13 protein-coding genes and 1 pseudogene are annotated in these 15765 nt (G+C 73.2%); 8 read left to right on the plus strand and 6 right to left on the minus strand.

Features of this window, described 5'->3' with window-relative positions; genetic code table 11:
- Nucleotides 1–41: 41 nt before the first annotated feature.
- Nucleotides 42–584: a DinB family protein gene (locus WMF12_RS10360; protein WP_437870454.1), complete on the minus strand. Its 543-nt coding sequence runs from the start codon at nt 582–584 to the stop codon at nt 42–44.
- Between the two features lie 291 nt (nt 585–875).
- Here WMF12_RS10360 and WMF12_RS10365 point away from each other — a divergent pair, with 291 nt between their 5' ends.
- The 5 genes and pseudogenes from WMF12_RS10365 (at nt 876) to WMF12_RS10385 (ending at nt 7070) form a co-directional block, all read left to right on the plus strand.
- Nucleotides 876–1682 (plus strand): class I SAM-dependent methyltransferase, encoded by an 807-nt coding sequence (locus WMF12_RS10365; RefSeq protein WP_437870455.1) that lies wholly within the window; start codon nt 876–878, stop codon nt 1680–1682.
- Nucleotides 1683–1965: 283 nt separating this feature from the next.
- Entirely contained in the window at nt 1966–3888 is a 1923-nt protein-coding gene (locus WMF12_RS10370) for a GNAT family N-acetyltransferase (RefSeq protein ID WP_437870456.1), read from the plus strand.
- 143 nt (nt 3889–4031) lie between these two features.
- Nucleotides 4032–4421: a DUF4156 domain-containing protein gene (locus WMF12_RS10375; RefSeq protein WP_437870457.1), complete on the plus strand. Its 390-nt coding sequence runs from the start codon at nt 4032–4034 to the stop codon at nt 4419–4421.
- Nucleotides 4422–4789: 368 nt separating this feature from the next.
- Nucleotides 4790–5149, plus strand: a pseudogene (locus WMF12_RS10380) (aquaporin); the annotation flags it as partial.
- Nucleotides 5150–5336: 187 nt separating this feature from the next.
- Entirely contained in the window at nt 5337–7070 is a 1734-nt protein-coding gene (locus tag WMF12_RS10385) for a DUF6798 domain-containing protein (protein ID WP_437870458.1), read from the plus strand.
- Here the strand turns inward: WMF12_RS10385 and WMF12_RS10390 are convergent.
- The 4 genes from WMF12_RS10390 to rfbF are packed head-to-tail and all read right to left on the minus strand — an operon-like array spanning nt 7028 to nt 10852.
- Complete coding sequence (locus WMF12_RS10390) at nt 7028–8065, minus strand: glycosyltransferase family 2 protein (protein ID WP_437870459.1); 1038 nt, start codon at nt 8063–8065, stop codon at nt 7028–7030. The two genes, WMF12_RS10385 and WMF12_RS10390, sit on opposite strands and share 43 nt — an antisense overlap.
- Complete coding sequence (locus tag WMF12_RS10395) at nt 8062–9012, minus strand: NAD-dependent epimerase/dehydratase family protein (RefSeq protein ID WP_437870460.1); 951 nt, start codon at nt 9010–9012, stop codon at nt 8062–8064. The genes WMF12_RS10390 and WMF12_RS10395 overlap by 4 nt, the downstream gene beginning before the upstream one ends.
- A complete protein-coding gene (gene rfbG, locus WMF12_RS10400; RefSeq protein WP_437870461.1) occupies nt 9009–10085 on the minus strand; it encodes a CDP-glucose 4,6-dehydratase in 1077 nt (358 codons plus the stop codon). Before rfbG ends, WMF12_RS10395 begins: the two co-directional genes overlap by 4 nt.
- Nucleotides 10082–10852 (minus strand): glucose-1-phosphate cytidylyltransferase, encoded by a 771-nt coding sequence (rfbF, locus tag WMF12_RS10405; RefSeq protein ID WP_437873846.1) that lies wholly within the window; start codon nt 10850–10852, stop codon nt 10082–10084. Before rfbF ends, rfbG begins: the two co-directional genes overlap by 4 nt.
- Nucleotides 10853–10966: 114 nt before the next feature.
- On the opposite strand from rfbF, the gene WMF12_RS10410 reads away from it, so the two are divergent.
- Together WMF12_RS10410 and WMF12_RS10415 are read left to right on the plus strand one after the other, a co-directional pair.
- Nucleotides 10967–12100, plus strand: coding sequence for a lysylphosphatidylglycerol synthase domain-containing protein (locus tag WMF12_RS10410; RefSeq protein ID WP_437769142.1), 1134 nt, complete (start codon nt 10967–10969; stop codon nt 12098–12100).
- 15 nt (nt 12101–12115) lie between these two features.
- Nucleotides 12116–12736, plus strand: coding sequence for an SAM-dependent methyltransferase (locus WMF12_RS10415; RefSeq protein WP_437870462.1), 621 nt, complete (start codon nt 12116–12118; stop codon nt 12734–12736).
- Nucleotides 12737–12744: 8 nt separating this feature from the next.
- On the opposite strand, the gene WMF12_RS10420 is transcribed toward WMF12_RS10415, so the two are convergent.
- Nucleotides 12745–13542 (minus strand): sulfite exporter TauE/SafE family protein, encoded by a 798-nt coding sequence (locus tag WMF12_RS10420; RefSeq protein WP_437870463.1) that lies wholly within the window; start codon nt 13540–13542, stop codon nt 12745–12747.
- Between the two features lie 125 nt (nt 13543–13667).
- Here WMF12_RS10420 and WMF12_RS10425 point away from each other — a divergent pair, with 125 nt between their 5' ends.
- Nucleotides 13668–15731, plus strand: coding sequence for a hypothetical protein (locus WMF12_RS10425; RefSeq protein WP_437870464.1), 2064 nt, complete (start codon nt 13668–13670; stop codon nt 15729–15731).
- The last annotated feature ends 34 nt before the right edge of the window (nt 15732–15765 follow it).

A 15765-nucleotide genomic window follows, 5' to 3' on the forward strand; every position in this document is an offset into this window, starting at 1 on the left:
GACCACCGGACAGCCGCGCGCGCCGCGGGGTGACGCGCGCGTCATCGCCCGCGGCTCTCGTCCCGCAGCATCGCGATCAGATCGGTCGCGCCAGGGTCGATTCCCATCTGCGTGAGCAGGGTGGTCACCTGACCGCGGTGATGGGTCTGATGATTGAAGAGGTGCCCCACGGACCACCAGAGCGGAGAGGTGTAGACCGTCCCGCTCCGCGTGTACGTAAGGTCGCACGCGAGCGCCCGCTCATCGATCTCGTGCACCCAGGCGAGGATGTCCGCGTCCGTCCTGGCGCGCTCGCGGGAGAGATCGCCGAAGTCCGCGTAGAGCTCCTGCGAGAGCGCGGTGAACTCGATGGCCCTCCCGCTCGGATCGCGGGAGGTGAACCGCTCCGCGTCGCCGGTGAAGCGCCCCATCCAGATGCGGTCGGCGAGCAGGATATGGTTCAACGTGCCGTGGATCGACCGGAAGAAGGCCCCGCGATCGCGCTTGCGCTCCACGTCGTCGAGCTCGCCGACCAGCGCAAAGAGCCTGTCGTTCATCCACCGGTTGTAGCGAGCCAAGGCGCGGTACTGGTCGATCCAGCTCATGAGCGACTCCTCGTTGTTCGAGAGCTGGCGCGAACGCTACCACGCCCGCCCGCGACGGCGAAACCTGGCCAGCAACGCCGCTATCGCCCGCGGCGTCACGGCCGGCGCGCTACTCCCTGGACCGCGCGTCTCGGGCGCATCGCCGCCATCGCGCGCAGCCGTCGAGATCGCGCTTGCTCGGTCCGTTATGGCGGACTATTGTCCTCGATAACAGACACGTGGCGCTCGGAGGAGACCTTCCATTCGGAGCCGTCTTTCGCCGATCTCCACCTCCTCTCACAAGGAGCCACGATGGTCAGCTTTGCGCTCGATTCAGCTCTCCTGGCCGAGACGTACGATCGCGTCAGCGATCGGCAGTTCAACCACGGGAAGCTGCTCATCGAAGATCTCCAGATTTCCCCGGGCGAGCGCGTCCTCGACGTCGGGTGTGGGACGGGACGGCTCGGGGCGTATGTCGCCGATCGGGTCGGCCCCTCCGGCGCGGTGGCCGGCGTCGATCCGCTGCCGCTCCGGGTCGAGCTGGCGAACGAGAAGCGCCGGCCGAACTTCCGCGCCAGCGTCGGGCAGGCCGAGGATCTCTCGCAGTTCGCCGCCGGGAGCTTCGATGTCGTGTTCCTGAACAGCGTGCTCCACTGGCTGCCCGAGAAGCTCGGGCCGCTGCGCGAGGCGCGCCGGGTGCTCAAGCGGGGAGGGCGTCTCGGCATCAGCTCGGCTGCCAGGGAGCGCCCGCACGAGTTCGAGCAGGTGATCGAGGGCGTGCTGTCGTCTCTCGGCCTGACCGGCACCGCGGAGACGCTCGGCAACACGACCTACAAGGTGACCTCCGACGAGCTGGCGAGCACCCTCCTGCTCGCCGGCTTCGAGGATCCGAGGCTCCAGATCCGCTCCTTCACGGACCATTTCGCGGACACGGACGACGTGATCTCGTTCTACCTGGCCAGCTCGTTCGGCAACTTCCTCTCCAACCTCGATGCGGCGGAAGCCGCGCGGGTCAAGGCGGCGCTCGCGGCCGAGCTCGAGCGCCGCCGCGCGCTGGAGGGGATCCGGCTGCAACGTCACCTGATCTTCGCCGTGGCGCGCGCGGGAGGGGCTTGGTAGGTCGATCTTCCGGCGAAGGCCAGGGCCTGCCGGATGTCCTCGTCGTCCCCACGCCTGACCCGGAGGGGGGCTGGCAAGCTCGGCAACCGGTGGCCAGAGGCGACGGGCCGGCCGGCTCGAGCTCTCCAGAGCCCTCTCCGAGGTAGCGCGCACGGGTTGCGTGGCCGCGCGCCTCTGCGAGGATACGGCGCCGGCAGGGGCGGGGAGCCGGGTGAGCGCCCGCGCGTGCTCGACGACGACCGACGAGCGCCGAGGAGCGCTGAGCCCGCCGCTCGGAGGGCAGGTGAGCGAACGACTCGACGTAGAGGTGCTGAGCTGCCGCGAGGAGCTCGAGGCGCTGCGGGAGCCGTGGAGCGCGCTGTGGCAGCGCTGCCCGGCGGCGACGGCGTTCCAGCGGCCGGAGTGGCTGATCCCGTGGTGCCGCGCGCTCGGGCCCGAGGAGGTGCTCGCCCTGGTCTTCCGGTCGGACGAAGGGCTCGTCGGCCTCGCGCCCCTCGCGGTTCACCGCATCGGCGACGAGCGCGTCGTCGCGCTGCTCGGCGCCGGGATCACCGATTACAACGATGTCCTGGCCGCGTCCGGGTACGAGCGCGCGGTCGCGGACGCGGCGATCGCTTGCCTCGAAGAGCGCGCCGACGCGTGGGACGTCGCCGATCTCCACGACCTGCGCGCGTCGTCGCCGCTGCTCCTTGCCGAGGCGCCCCCCGGCTGGTCGGACGAGGTCGAGAAGCACGAGGCGTGTCCGGCGGTGACGATCCCCGAGGGCGCCGCGCCGGACGAGCTGTTTCCGCCGGGGATGCGCGCGCGCGTCGCCCGCGCGCGGAAGCGGCTCGCGCGGGCCGGGGACCTGCGCCTCGACGTGGCCGACGCGGCGAGCGTGGACGAGCTGCTCGACGCGCTGTTCGCGAACCACAACGCGCGCTGGCGCTCGCGCGGCGAGGGGGGCGTGCTCGACGAGGCGCTCCGGCCGTTCCACCGCGAGGCCGCGCGCGCGCTGTGCGCTCGGGGCGCGCTGCGGCTCTTCGGCCTGCGGCTCGACGGGCGGATCATCGCGTCGCTCTACGGGCTCGCCGAGCGCGGCGGGCTCGCGTCGTACATCACCGGCTTCGATCCGGAGCTCGCGTGGTACAGCCCGGGGCTCGTGATGCTCGCCAGCGCGATCGAGCACGCGGCGCGCGAGGGCGCGCGGACCGTGGACTTCCTCCGCGGCCGCGAGCCGTACAAGTATGACTGGGGCGCCGTCGACCGCTGGACGTTCCGCCGGCGGCTGCGGCGCCGGGGCGCGCGCGGGCCCGGGCAGGACGGCGGGCAGAGCGACGGTGAGGGCGCGGTGCAGGCCGTGATGTCCGGCGAGGCGTCGCCGGAGGTCGGCCTGGTGCGGCTGCTCGGCGCCACGGGGGACCTCGCGGCCGCCGCGCGCGCGATCGACGCCGCGCGGCCGGCGGCGGGGGAGGGGGAGCGGGCGGCGCGCCTCGAGGCGCTGCGCCGCTGCCTGGACGAGCGGCGCGCCGCGTGCGTGACCGTGGCGGCGATGCTGGGCGCGCACCGGGACGCGGGCCTCGCCGGCGCGGACGCGCGGGGGGCCTGTCGCTCCGCCGCGCGGCTGTTCGACGAGCTCTGCGAGCGCTCGGAGGAGGCGAGCGTCGCCGCGTACTCGCTCGGCGATCCGGAGATCCTCGAGCGCGCGACGCGGGAGGTGGTCGAGCTCCTCGAGCGGTGGGGCGCGATCGGGGAGGACCGCGCGATCCTGCAGATCGGCTGCGGGATCGGCCGCTTCGAGGTGGCGCTCGCGCCGAGGGTGCGCGAGGCGTGGGGGCTCGACGTCTCGCCGCGCATGATCGAGGCCGCGCGGCGCCGCTGCGCGGGGCGCTCGAACGTCGTGCTCGCGGTCTCGTCGGGCGTCGATCTGGGCGACGCGCCGTCGGCCCGCTTCGATCTCGTCTACGCGGTCGACTCGTTCCCGTACGCCGTCGCCGCGGGCGCGGACGTCGTGGATCGGCTCGTCGCGGAGGCGCGCCGGGCGCTGCGGCCGGGCGGGGAGCTCGTCGTCCTGGGCTACTCGTACCGCGGCGACCCCGCGCGCGACGCGGCCGACGTCGCGCGGCTGGCGGCCCGCCACGGGTTCGACATCCTCGCGAGCGGCGAGCGGGCGTTCTCGCTGTGGGACGCGCGGGCGTACCGGCTGCGGAGGATCGAGCACCGGTGAGGCGCGCTCGACCCGCGACGCCACGCGGGAGATCGACACAAGGCCGACCGTGGAGGCGGCCTGTCGGATTCCTGCCGTCCCGGCGGTTCAGAGAGGAAGAAGCGCTCGCCTGCACACGTAGCAATCGACACAAGGTGCTTGCCATGAAGACATCGATCCACGCTGCGTTCGCTCTCCTCCTGTGTTGCCTGACCCTGCCCGCGTGTGCCGCCGTCGAGCTCAACCCGGGCGCCGAGAGGGTCATCGTCACCAAGCAGTCGGCCCCGCAGGGGTGCCGGTTCCTGGGGACGGTGATCGGGGAGCAGGGCGGCTCCGTGTCTGGAGCGTTCACCAGCAATGCGAACCTGCAGGAGGGCGCGGTCAACGACATGAAGAACAAGGCCCATGGCCTGGGCGGCAACTACGTGGTCCTGGAGAACACGAATGCCGGGACCACCATCTCCGGCGATCGAGGCAGCATCTCTGGTCAGCAGACCGACGTCACCCACATGGGCAACGCGTACAGCTGCCCGCCGCAGCTCGTCGGCCTGTAAAACGGCCCGAACACGCGAGGTCGCTGCGGCGATGGTCCGCAGCGCGAGGCTCCCGAAGGCGCCGCCGGCGGGAGCCTCGTGATTCGTGGACAACGCGGCAGCGCGGCTTGTCCGGGCGCCGCCGGGGAGGCGTGCTCGACCAGGCGAGCCGATATCGAAGCGGTCCGACCGCAACGCGGTGGGCCGGGGCTCATCCAATATCGACGAAGGGCCTGTGGAGCGCGTCGCCTCGGCGGGGTGCCCGCCGGTCGACCGCGCGGCCCGCGCCAGCCGTCGGGATGGCTCCACGGTCGGGCGCGGCCGCCGACGCGCCCCGATCCGCGCCGAGGGGGCCTGCCGCAGGGGGCGATGAAGAGATGGAGATGTCGTTGTCCAGGCGTACGGCCGCAGAGTTTCTCGGAACGTTCTGGCTCGTGCTCGGCGGCTGCGGGAGCGCCGTGCTCTCCGCGGCGTATCCCAGGCTGGGAATCGGCTTCCACGGCGTGGCGCTCGCGTTCGGGCTCTCCGTCCTGACGATGGCCTACGCGGTGGGCCACATCTCGGGCGCGCACTTCAACCCCACGGTGACGCTCGGCCTGATCGCCGGCGGGCGCTTTCCCGCGCGGGACCTCCTGCCGTACGTCCTCGCCCAGATCGCCGGCGCCATCGTCGCCGCCGGGATCCTCTATGCGATCGCCAGCGGCGCTGCCGGGTTCGCCGTGCACGCAGGCTTCGCGTCGAACGGCTATGCGGTGCTCGTGGGCCCGAGGCCGGACCGGGCCGTCGTTACGTCGCCGCCGGTAATCTGACGAGGCGGACGAGGCTGGGGAGGCCCAGGAGGCTGAGGCGGCCGAGAAGACGCCGGCGGACACGCCGCGAGCGCAAGCGAGCTGCCCCTTGGCGGTGCGCTCGGCCGCGCGCTAGTCTCGCGCCGCCATGTCCGGGCTAGAACGCATCAGGGATCGCGCTGAGGTCACGCTGGCGGCGGTGGTATCGCTGCTGTTCGGGGCCTCGTTCGGGTGGAATTGCGGCATCAACAACCAGGTCGTGTACATGCTCGGGTCGCTGCGGCTCGTGCACCCCGACATCCTCGCGCGGGACTGGTTCGCGACCAGCACGACGCACTATCACCCCACGTTCAAGTACCTGGCTGCCGGGCTCCTCGCGCTCAATGAGAAGGGGTGGGCCGTCGGCATCGCCCAGACCGTGGTCATCGGCGCCGGCACGGCAGCCCTCTACTTCCTGCTGCGCGCCCTCGTCGATCGCCGCCACGCGCTGCCCGGCTTTCTCCTGCTCGTCGCGTGCGCCACGCTCACGCGCACCCGGGGCGCCTGCGCCATCTTCGCGTTCGATTATATCCTCCAGCCCTCATCGCTCGGCACCGCGGCGTTCTTCATCTCGGTGCCGTTCTTCGTGCGGGGCCAGTGGCTCGCCTCCGGCATCGCGCTCGCCGTGAGCGGCCTCTTCCACGCCAACTACCTGATCCTCTTCTTCGGCGCGTACGCGCTCGCGCACCTCGGGCTCGGCGTGCGCGACCCGAAAGCGCTCTGGCGCCGCGCCTCGCGGCAGCTCCTGCCGCCGCTGGCGGTGCTGGCGCTCTTCGCGCCGATGATCCTTGCCACCGCCGGGGCGAAGGATGCGCGGCTCGCGCAGGAGATCTACACCACCATCCGGGCCCCTCACCATTTCATGATCCACGGCCGCGAGCGCGATTTCCTCGGCTTCATCGCGTGGCACCTGCTCGGGCTGGGCGCGGCCGTGCCGCTCACCAGGAACCGCAAGGGCCCCGCGGCGAGGCTGGTCACCCTGATCCTCGCGCTCCTCCTCGTGATCTGGACGGGCGTCGGCCTCTCGGCGCTCGTGCAGCTGCGCCCGGTCACGCAGCTCTTCCCGTGGCGCATCACCCCGCACGTGGAGCTGCTCCTCACGGCGCTGGCGTGCGCGGGGGCGGCGCGCGTCATCCTCGAGCCCTCCGCCGGGCGTCGCTACGGCGTCACCGCGATGGCCCTGATCGTCGGCGGCCTCGGGGCCCTCGCCCTGCACGGCAGCGTCGAGGAGTCTGCGCGCCTCCCGGCGCTGGCCGCCGGGGTCGTGGCCGCTGCCGCGCTGTCCTGGCTCGCCTCGGAGTCCGCGCGGCGCTTCGTGCCCGAGCCCGGCCTCGCGCGCGCCCGCGCGCTCTGGCAGCGCGGCGGCGCGCTCGTGGGGCTCGCCGCCGCGGTCGCCGTCCTGCTCACCTTCCTCGTGCCGAGGCTCGAGGAGGTCCGCCGGAGCTCCAGCGTCCTCTCCGGCCTGCGCGCCGACGAGCGGGCCCTGTTCGCCTGGATGCAGGCCAGCACCCCTGTCGACGCGATCTTCCTGACGCCGCCGGACAACGAGAGGATGCGTTACCACGGGCAGCGGCCGATCGTCGTCGACTGGAAGTCGAACCCCATCGTCCCAGGCGAGGTGCTCGAGTGGATCCGCCGGCTGGAGGACGTCACCGGGCGCAAGATCCGCAGCCACCGGGATCTCCAGGGCTATAGCAGCCTCGATGAGGCCCGCGTCCAGGCCCTGCGGCAACGTTACGGCGTGGATTACGTCGTCGTGCGCCGCGGCCAGAACAAGGAGCTGCGCAGGTACAAGACTGCTTATTCCAACAGCGGGTTCACCGTGCTGGACGTCCGCGAATAGCGGATCTCGGCCTGGGGCGCTGCGCCCGCCTCGCGCGGCGGCGCCCGGTCCACGCTCTGGTCGATGATCGTGAGCGGGCGCCTGCGCACCTGCTGGTAGATGCGGCCCACGTACTCGCCGATGATCCCCAGGAACAGGGCGTTGATGCTCAGCGAGAGCAGGATGAGCAGCGTCGTCGTCGCGAAGCCAGCAGGCCAGTCCGCGCCATAGACGACCCTGCCGACGGCGTAGCCCGCGATCGCGAGGAGCGTCAGCGCCGAGACGACGAGCCCCGTGTAGGTCGCGACCCGGAGCGGTACGGTCGAGTGGCTCAGGATGCCGTCGAGCGCCAGCCCGACGAGATCCCTCATCCGGAACTTGCTCTCGCCCCGCTCCCGCGCGGCCCGATCGTAGGCGATGCCCGTCTGCTTGAACCCGAGCGTGGCCAGCATCCCGCGCAGGTAGGGCTTCGTGTCGTCGACCTGGCGCAGCACCTCGAGCACCCGGCGATCCACCAGCCGGAAGTCGCCCGCGTCGTGGGGCAGGTGATCCTCGCTGAGGAAATCGATCAGGCGGTAGAACACCCGCCGGAGCAGGGTGATGCGATAGCCCTCCTTGCGGCTGCGGCGGATCCCGTAAACCACCTGGGCGCCCGCCTCCCATTCCTTCACGAAATCGAGGATGAGCTCCGGCGGGTCCTGCAGGTCGCAGTCGATCTGCACGGCCGCGTCCCCGCGCGCCTTCATGTATCCCGTGTAGATGGAGCGCTGGAAGCCGAAGTTGCGAGAGAAGCGGAAGACGCGGACCCGCTCGTCCCGCGCCGCCAGCTTCACGAGCTCGTCGAAGGTTCCGTCGGTGCTGCGGTTGTCGGTGAAGACGAGCTCGTGGTCGTACCGATCCGCGATGCGGCGCATCACCGCGGTGACCGCCTCGTACAACGGGGCCACGTTGCGCTCCTCGTTGTAGACCGGCACGACGATCGAGATCAGCCTGCGCCTGCTCCCCGCGTCGCTCACGGCACCCTCTCTGCATCGGCGGCCTCGAGCATGCGCTGCACCCCCTCGTCGAGCGCGATCCGGGGCCGCCACCCGGTCGCCTCCGCGAAGCGGGATGGATCCCCGACGATCCACATGGGCTCGCCGTCCCGGTAGGGGAGGCGCCCGAGGCCCAGGTCGCCGCCGGGCCAGCCCGCCGAGCGCGCGACGCGCTCGGCCACCTCGCGGACGCGCACTGGCGCGCTCGAGCACACGTTGTACACACCGGACTCGAGGCCTCTCGACGTCGCGGCGGCGATCAGCGCCTCGACCACGTCGTCGACGTAGGTGAGGTCGCGCGCCTGCGCGCCCGGCGTCAGGGCCGGCGCCTCGCCCGCCCGGAAGCGCGCGATGAGGTGAGGGATGAGGCGCGCGGGGCCCTCGCCCGGGCCGTAGACGCCGAAGAGCCGCAGCGCGACGAAGGGGATCCGGAGCCGCGCCGCGACGGCCTTGCCGCAGAGGTAGGCGGCTGCCTTGGCCGCGCCGTAGACGCACGCCGGATCGAGCGGGTGGTCCTCGCGGAGGCGCGCGGGCTCCGGGGCCGGAGCGTACTCGGAGCACGAGCCCGCGTGGAGGAAGCGCGCCGGCCGGTGCGCCTCGAGCGCCGCGAGCAGGCGCGTGGTCAACCCCACGTTCCCGTCCACCACGAGCTCCGGATCCCGCTCGCTCGGGTTCACCCCGGACGCGGCCAGGTGAAAGACCACCTCGGGCCGGATCGCCGCGACGGCCCGCGCGAGCTCCGGCGTCGAGAACGACGCGACGGGCGTGATCTCCACCCCGGCGATGCCCGCGAGCCGCGCCCGGCGGGGGCTCTCCGCGCGGACGATGCACGCCGTCCGCGCGCCCGTCGCCGCGAGCCGCGCCGCGAGCGCCGCGCCGATGAACCCCGTGGCGCCGGTGACGAGGACCGCACCGAGCCCGGCGCTCATGCGAGGTCGACCCCGTACGCGCGGATCTGCGCGTCGAGCTCGGCGCGGCTCGACGCGGGGTCGTCGAGGTACGCGCGGTACCAGCGCGCCGTCAGCGCGAGGGTCTCGTCGAGCGTGAGCCGCGGCGTCCAGCCGAGCCGGGCGCGCGCCTTGCTGATGTCGAGGTGCAGCAGCTGCGCCTCGTGCGGGCCGGAGCGGTGCTCGGGCGGCACGAGCCTGAGCTCGCCGCGCCCGAGCTGCCGGATGAGCCGCTCGGCGACGCCGCCGACCGCGCACGTGTCGCCGTCGCGCGGCCCGAAGTTCCACCCGCCCTCGTGGGCCGCGGGCGCCTCGCACAGCCGCCGCGCGAGCAGGAGGTAGCCCCCGAGCGGCTCGAGCACGTGCTGCCAGGGCCGGGTCGCGAGCGGGTTGCGGATGACGATCGGCTCCCCGGCGGCGACGCCGCGCACGATGTCGGGCACCAGCCGATCCTCGGAGAAGTCGCCCCCGCCGATCACGTTCCCCGCCCGCGCGGACGCCACCGCCGCGCCGCTGCCGGAGAAGAACGAGCGCCGGTAGGCCGCCGTGACGAGCTCGGCGCAGCCCTTGCTGCTGCTGTACGGGTCGTGCCCGCCCATGGGCTCGTCCTCACGGTAGCCCCAGACCCACTCGCGGTTCTCGTAACACTTGTCCGAGGTCACGACGACGATGGCGCGCGCGGAGCCCACGCGCCGGCACGCCTCGAGCACGTTCACCGTCCCCATCACGTTGGTCGCGAACGTCTCCGCGGGCTCGCGGTACGAGCGCCGGACGAGCGGCTGGGCCGCGAGGTGCAGCACGATCTCCGGCCGGTGCTCCTCGACCACGGAGAGCAGCGCCGGCAGATCCCGCACGTCGCCGGTCACGGAGGCGACGTCGCCCGCGATGCCCGCGAGCTCGAACAGGTTCGGCCGCCCCTCCGGCGGCAGCGAGAAGCCCACCACGCGCGCGCCCATGAGCGTCAGCCAGCGCGAGAGCCAGCTGCCCTTGAAGCCCGTGTGCCCGGTGACGAGCACCGCGCGCCCGGCGAAGAACGAGCCGCCGCGGCCGGTCATGCCCAGGTCTTCCAGGGCGCCTTGCCCGACTCCCACAGCGACTCGAGGAGCCGCTTCTCCCGCAGCGTGTCCATCGGCTGCCAGAAGCCGTCGTGCCGGTACGCCGCGAGCTGGCCCTCCGAGGCGAGCCGCTCGAGCGGCTCGCGCTCGAGCACGGTGGTGTCGTCGGTCATGTAGTCGAGCGCGCGCCGCTCGAACACGAAGAACCCGCCGTTGATCCAGCCCTCGCCGGACTGGGGCTTCTCCGAGAACTCGCGGACGAGGTTGCCCTCGAGCGAGAGCCCGCCGAAGCGCGCCGGCGGGCGGACGGCCGTGACCGTGGCGAGCTTGCCGTGGGACTTGTGGAACTCGACAAGGCGGCGGATATCCACGTCGCCCACGCCGTCGCCGTAGGTGCACATGAAGCGCGGGCCGTCAAGCCAGCCGTCGAGCCGCCGGAGCCGGCCGCCCGTCATCGTGTGGAGCCCCGTGTCCACGAGGGCCACGGTCCAGTCGGGCGCGGCGCTGCGGACGAAGCGCTGGGCGCCGTCGCGCAGGTTCACCACGTAATCCGCGCTGCGAACGTAGAAGTTGTGGAAGTAATCCTTGATGACCTCGCCCTTGTAGCCACAGGCCACGACGAAATCGTTGAACCCGTGGCCCGCGTAGATCTGCATGATGTGCCAGAGGATCGGATACGGGCCGATCTCGATCATCGGCTTCGGACGAGCCTCGGTGTGCTCGGCGAGCCGGCTTCCGAAGCCTCCGGCGAGCAGGACGACCTTCATGGGTTCCATGGGGCGCCGGAGGATAGATCAGAACGACGAAACTTACACGGCGCGAACTGTGGGCACATCGTGCTTCGCTACCTCGGGCAGCGGGGTCGTGGTAGACGCGGCCGCATGAGCATGGCGAAGCGGGCGTCGCTGCGAGGCCTCTTCCGGTTCCGGAGCTTGCAGAGGCATCGCCTCGCGATCGCGGCGTCGCTCGTCGTCGCGCTCGGCTGCGCGTGGGTGCTGCGCGCCGGGGGGCTGCCCGTCGTGCCGGACAGGGCCGCGTTCGCGGGCGTGGCGTGGTGGGCCGTGGCGCTGCACGGGGTGCTCTACGTCGGCGCGCTTTACCTGCGATCCCACCGCTGGACGTGGTTGCTCGAGCCCATCGAGCCCGTGCCGCTCCGGCGCGTCGTCGCCGTCTCCTTCATCGGCTATGGCGCGCTCGTGCTGATGCCGTTCCGCACCGGGGAGGCGGTGCGCCCGCTGCTCATCCGCCGCCGCGGCCTGTCGGCGTGGGCGGCGGCGGGTACGGTGGCCGCCGAGCGGATCATCGACGGCCTGTTCCTCAGCGCGCTGCTCCTCGCCGGGCTCGCGCTCGCGCGCCCCCGCGAGCCGCTCCCGGATCGGATCGGCGATCTCGCGGTCCCCGCCGCCGCCGTCCCGCGCGCCGCCTACCTGGCGCTCGCCGTCTTCGGCGCGGCGTTCCTCGCGATCGGCGTCTTCTATTTCCGCAGGGCCTGGGCGCGGCGCGCGACCGAGCGCGTGGTCGGGCTCGTCTCGACGAAGCTCGCGGGCCGCCTGGCCGACGCCGTGGAGCGGGTCGCCTCGGGCCTCGGCTTCCTGCCCCGGCTCCGGTACACCGCCCCGTTCCTCCTGGCGACGGCGGGGTACTTCCTCCTGAACGTGTGGGCGATGCAGATCCTGGCCTTCGGGTGCGGCCTTCTGCCCATCGACTTCGCGCGGGCGGCCGTCCTCGTCGGCGTGCTCCACCTCGGCGTCCTCCTCCCGAACGCGCCGGGGTATTTCGGCACGTTCCAGATGGCGGTCTACGCGGCGCTCTCGCTCTACTTCGCGCCGGCGGTCGTGATGGGCCCCGGCTCGGCGCTCGTCTTCTCGACCTACTCGCTGCAGATCGGGCTCGCGGTGCTGCTCGGCGCGATCGCGCTCGCGGTGGAGGGGGCGCCGCTGAGCCAGGCGTTCGCGGAAAATCCGGCCGAGGACGTGAGGTCGCAGGGGCTACCCTCGCCGCCGGGCGCGAGCTAGGCTCGCCGCCCTTCCATGGCGCTCTCCTCCCACCTGCTCGATCGCGGCCATGCCGCGCTGTACGTCCTCTCCCAGCGCCTCGTCGGGGCCGACCTGGCCCGGCGCGCGTGCCTCGATGCGCTCGATCTGCGCCCCGGCGATCGCGTGCTCGATATCGGCTGCGGCCCTGCGTACTACTTCGATCGCCTGCCGCCGGTCGACTACCACGGGTTCGACACCGACCGCCGCCACATCGCGGCGGCTCGCGCGCGCCACGGGGATCGGGCCAGGTTCTACGACGAGCCGTTCGGCGAGCTGCACGCGCGCGCGCTGGCCCCCTTCGACCGGGTCCTGATGCTGGGCCTCTTGCACCACGTGGACGACGAGGTGGCGAGCTCGCTGCTCTCCCTGGTCGCGCGCTCGATCCGCCCCTCGGGCCGCGTGATCACGCTCGACACCGCCCTCTGGGAGGGCCAGTCCTCGCTGGCGCGGCTCATCGCGAAGAACGATCGCGGCGACTACATCCGCACCCCGCAGGCGTTCCGGCGGCTCGCCGACCGGTCCTTCGGCCGGATCGAAGAGCGCTTCGTGGGCGACACCCTCAGGATGCCCGCCTCCCATTTCATGATGAGCCTCGAGGCGCCGCGGGTCGCGTAGCGTCCGGGCTAGCCGCCGAACCGGTCCCACGCGAGCTTGGCCGTGAGCGTGAGGCCGAGCGCGACAACGAACCACCGCACCTTCCTGGGCTCGACGCGGCGGGCGACCACGGCGCCGGCGAGCGAGCCGACCACCGCCGCCGCCATCATGATCGGCGTGGCGACCGCGTCGACCGCGCCCGCGAACAGGAACGCGAGCGCCGCCACGCCGTTGATCAGGCTCGCGAGCACCGTCTTGATCCCGTTCAGCCGGTGGATGTCCACGTCGCCCGCGAACGAGGAGAGCAGCGCCAGCATCATGATGCCGATGCCCGCGCCGAAGTAGCCGCCGTAGACGCTCACGAGGAACTGGAGCAGGAACACGAGCCACGGCCGGGAGGGCAGCGCGAAGCGCTCCGCGCCGGGATCCGCCGCGGGTGATGGCGCCGCGGAGGGCTTCGCCGGGCGCAGGTTCTGCCAGAGCAGGAGCAGCGTCGCGACGAGCACGAGCCCCGGCACCGCGGCGTCGAACACCCGCTGCGGCGTCACGAGCAGGAGCGCCGAGCCCACGACGCCGCCGAGCAGCGAGGGCAGGAACAGGACGCCGAGGACCCGGTAGTCCCGGGAGAGCTCGCGGCGATACGCCCACGCCGACGCGAGCGACGCCGGCGTGAGCGCCACGGCGTTGGTCGCGTTCGCCGCGAGCGGGGGCAGCCCCGCCGCGATCGCCGCGGGGAACGACACCAGCGTGCCGCCCCCGGCCACCGCGTTGATGGCGCCGGCCACGGCGGCGCCGCCGGCGAGGAGTGCCGCTCTGGTCAGATCCACGGCGCGAGATCGCCCGAGCCCCGCCGGCCTGTCAACCACCGCGCTTGAGGGGGCGGGCGCGGCGCCCCTAGGATGGAATGGCGGCCGACCCTGGCGGTCGCTCCTCACTCGGAGAGCCGAGCGACATGCCGCGATCCTTCCCGCACCTCCCCGCCGCGCTGCTCTCCGCCATGGCGTGCGGCGCGCTCGCGAAAGCGGCCGCCGGCGAGGGGCAGCCCGAGCGCGCGCGCGTCTGGGTGGCCGACGACGGCACGCGCGTCCGCCGGGAGGATGTCGGCCTGCCGCTCTCGCGCGGCGAAGGAAACGCGGTCTTCCGGCCCGGCGAGCCGATCCGGCTCGGCGCGCTCCGCGCGGAGGTCGTCGCCTTCCAGGTCGTCGTCGAGGCTGGCGCCGAGCCCGTGCGCGGCGTCACGGTCGAGCTCTCCGCGCTCGGCCCCGCGGCCGGCCCGGGCGCGCCGGCCAAGGCGCCGCCGGCGCCGCAGCAGCCCGCGCAGGGGCAGGGAGCGGCGCCCGCGGGGACGATCTCGATCCGCCGCTTCGTCGAGCACTACGTCGAGATCACGCGGCGCTCGCGCAACGAACAGCGCCCCCGGGAGTCGCTCGGGTGGAGCCCTGCGGCGCGGCCGCCCGACGACGTGCACCTCGGGTTCCTCCCCGACGCGCTCATCCCGGTCGAGCTCGCGCCCCCCTGGGCGCCGTACCCGCTCGAGGTCGGCGCTCGCGAGACCCGGGCGGTCTGGATCGATCTCCACGTCCCGGAGGGCGCCCTCCCCGGCGCTTACGAGGGGAGGGTGGTGGTCGGATCGGCGTCGCACGGCGAGCTCGCGTCGCTCGATCTGAAGCTCGACGTCGCCCCGCCGGCGCTGCCGTACGGCGCTGTCGACTTCATCGCGTTCTACGACGCCGATCGCGTCGCCGAGCGGGTCGGCGACGGGCCCGCCGTCGAGCAGCAGCTCTGGCAGCTGCTCCACGAGCACCACGTCGACGGCTTCGCGTCGGTCCGGAGCCCCGCCGAGGTCGAGCGGCTGCGCGCGGCGATCGACGGCTCGCTCTTCACGGAGGCGCGCGGCTACCGGGGGCCGGGCGCGGGCGTGCCGCCCGGGGCGGTGGCGCTCGGCGCCTATGGCAGCTTCGGCGATCCCGGGGAAGCGACCCTCCACCGCGTCGAGGCGGTCGCGGACCTCCTCCCGCCGGCGGTGGACGACGTGATGCTCTATGCGATCGACGAGCAGTGCGAGAGCCCCCGCGGGCCCGGCTGGCGCCGGCTGATCCGCGGCTCGCGCCTGTCGTCGCGCGTCCTCGTGGGGCACTCGTGCGGCGAGGTCCCTCCGGTGGAGCAGGACGTCGACCTCGTGCTCACGCCGGCGAACCGCTTCGACTCCACGTGGGCGCGGGCCGCGCGCGAGGCGGGCCAGCGGCTCTGGGTGTACAACGGCGCGCTGCCGAGGACCGGCACGTTCATGATCGACGCGCCGCTCACCGGGCTCATGGCCGACGGCTGGATCGCGGCCTCCCACGAGGTGGACCGCTGGTTCCTGTGGGAGACGGCGTTCTGGCACGACGGCAACCGCGGCGGCAAAGGGCCCATCGACCCGTTCACGGTCGCCGAGAACTTCCACAACCGCGACGGCGACGCGTGCCTCGGCGACGGCATGCTGCTCTATCCCGGGACGCAGCGGGGCGCGTTCTCCTCCCGATCCGTCGGCTTTCCCGGCGTGCTCCCCTCGATGCGCCTGAAGAGCCTTCGCCGCGGGATCCAGGACGCCGGCTACATCGCGCTCGCGAGGTCGGCGTCGCCCGGCGCGGTGGACGCGATCGTCAAGGAGGTGATCCCGGCCGCGCTCGACGAGGCGCTCGACAGCGCGCCCGCCGCGTGGAGCAGCGACGGCGCCCCGTTCTTCAGGGCGCGCTCCGCGCTGCGCGCGCTCATCCCGGCGGGCGCCTCGCTCGACGCCGCCGGCGTCCGCCGCGCGCTCGCCGAGGCGGCTGCGGCCCGCCGCGCGCTCGTCCCGCTCCCCCGCGCGGGCGGCGGGGCGGACAGCGCGGGACAGACCAGCCCGTGGCCGTTCGGCCGCTGGAGCACGACGGCGTGGCTCATCGCCGTCGCCGGGCTGGGCGCCGCCGTGCTCGCGCTGGTCATCGGGCTCTACCGCCGGGGGAAGCCAGGGCGGGGGACCGAGGGGCGCTGACCGGCGTACGCCTCACTCGCCTGCCTGGCGGCTC

It is taken from the genome of Sorangium sp. So ce363 (assembly GCF_051520435.1).
Lineage (GTDB): Bacteria > Myxococcota_A > Polyangia > Polyangiales > Polyangiaceae > Sorangium > Sorangium cellulosum_B.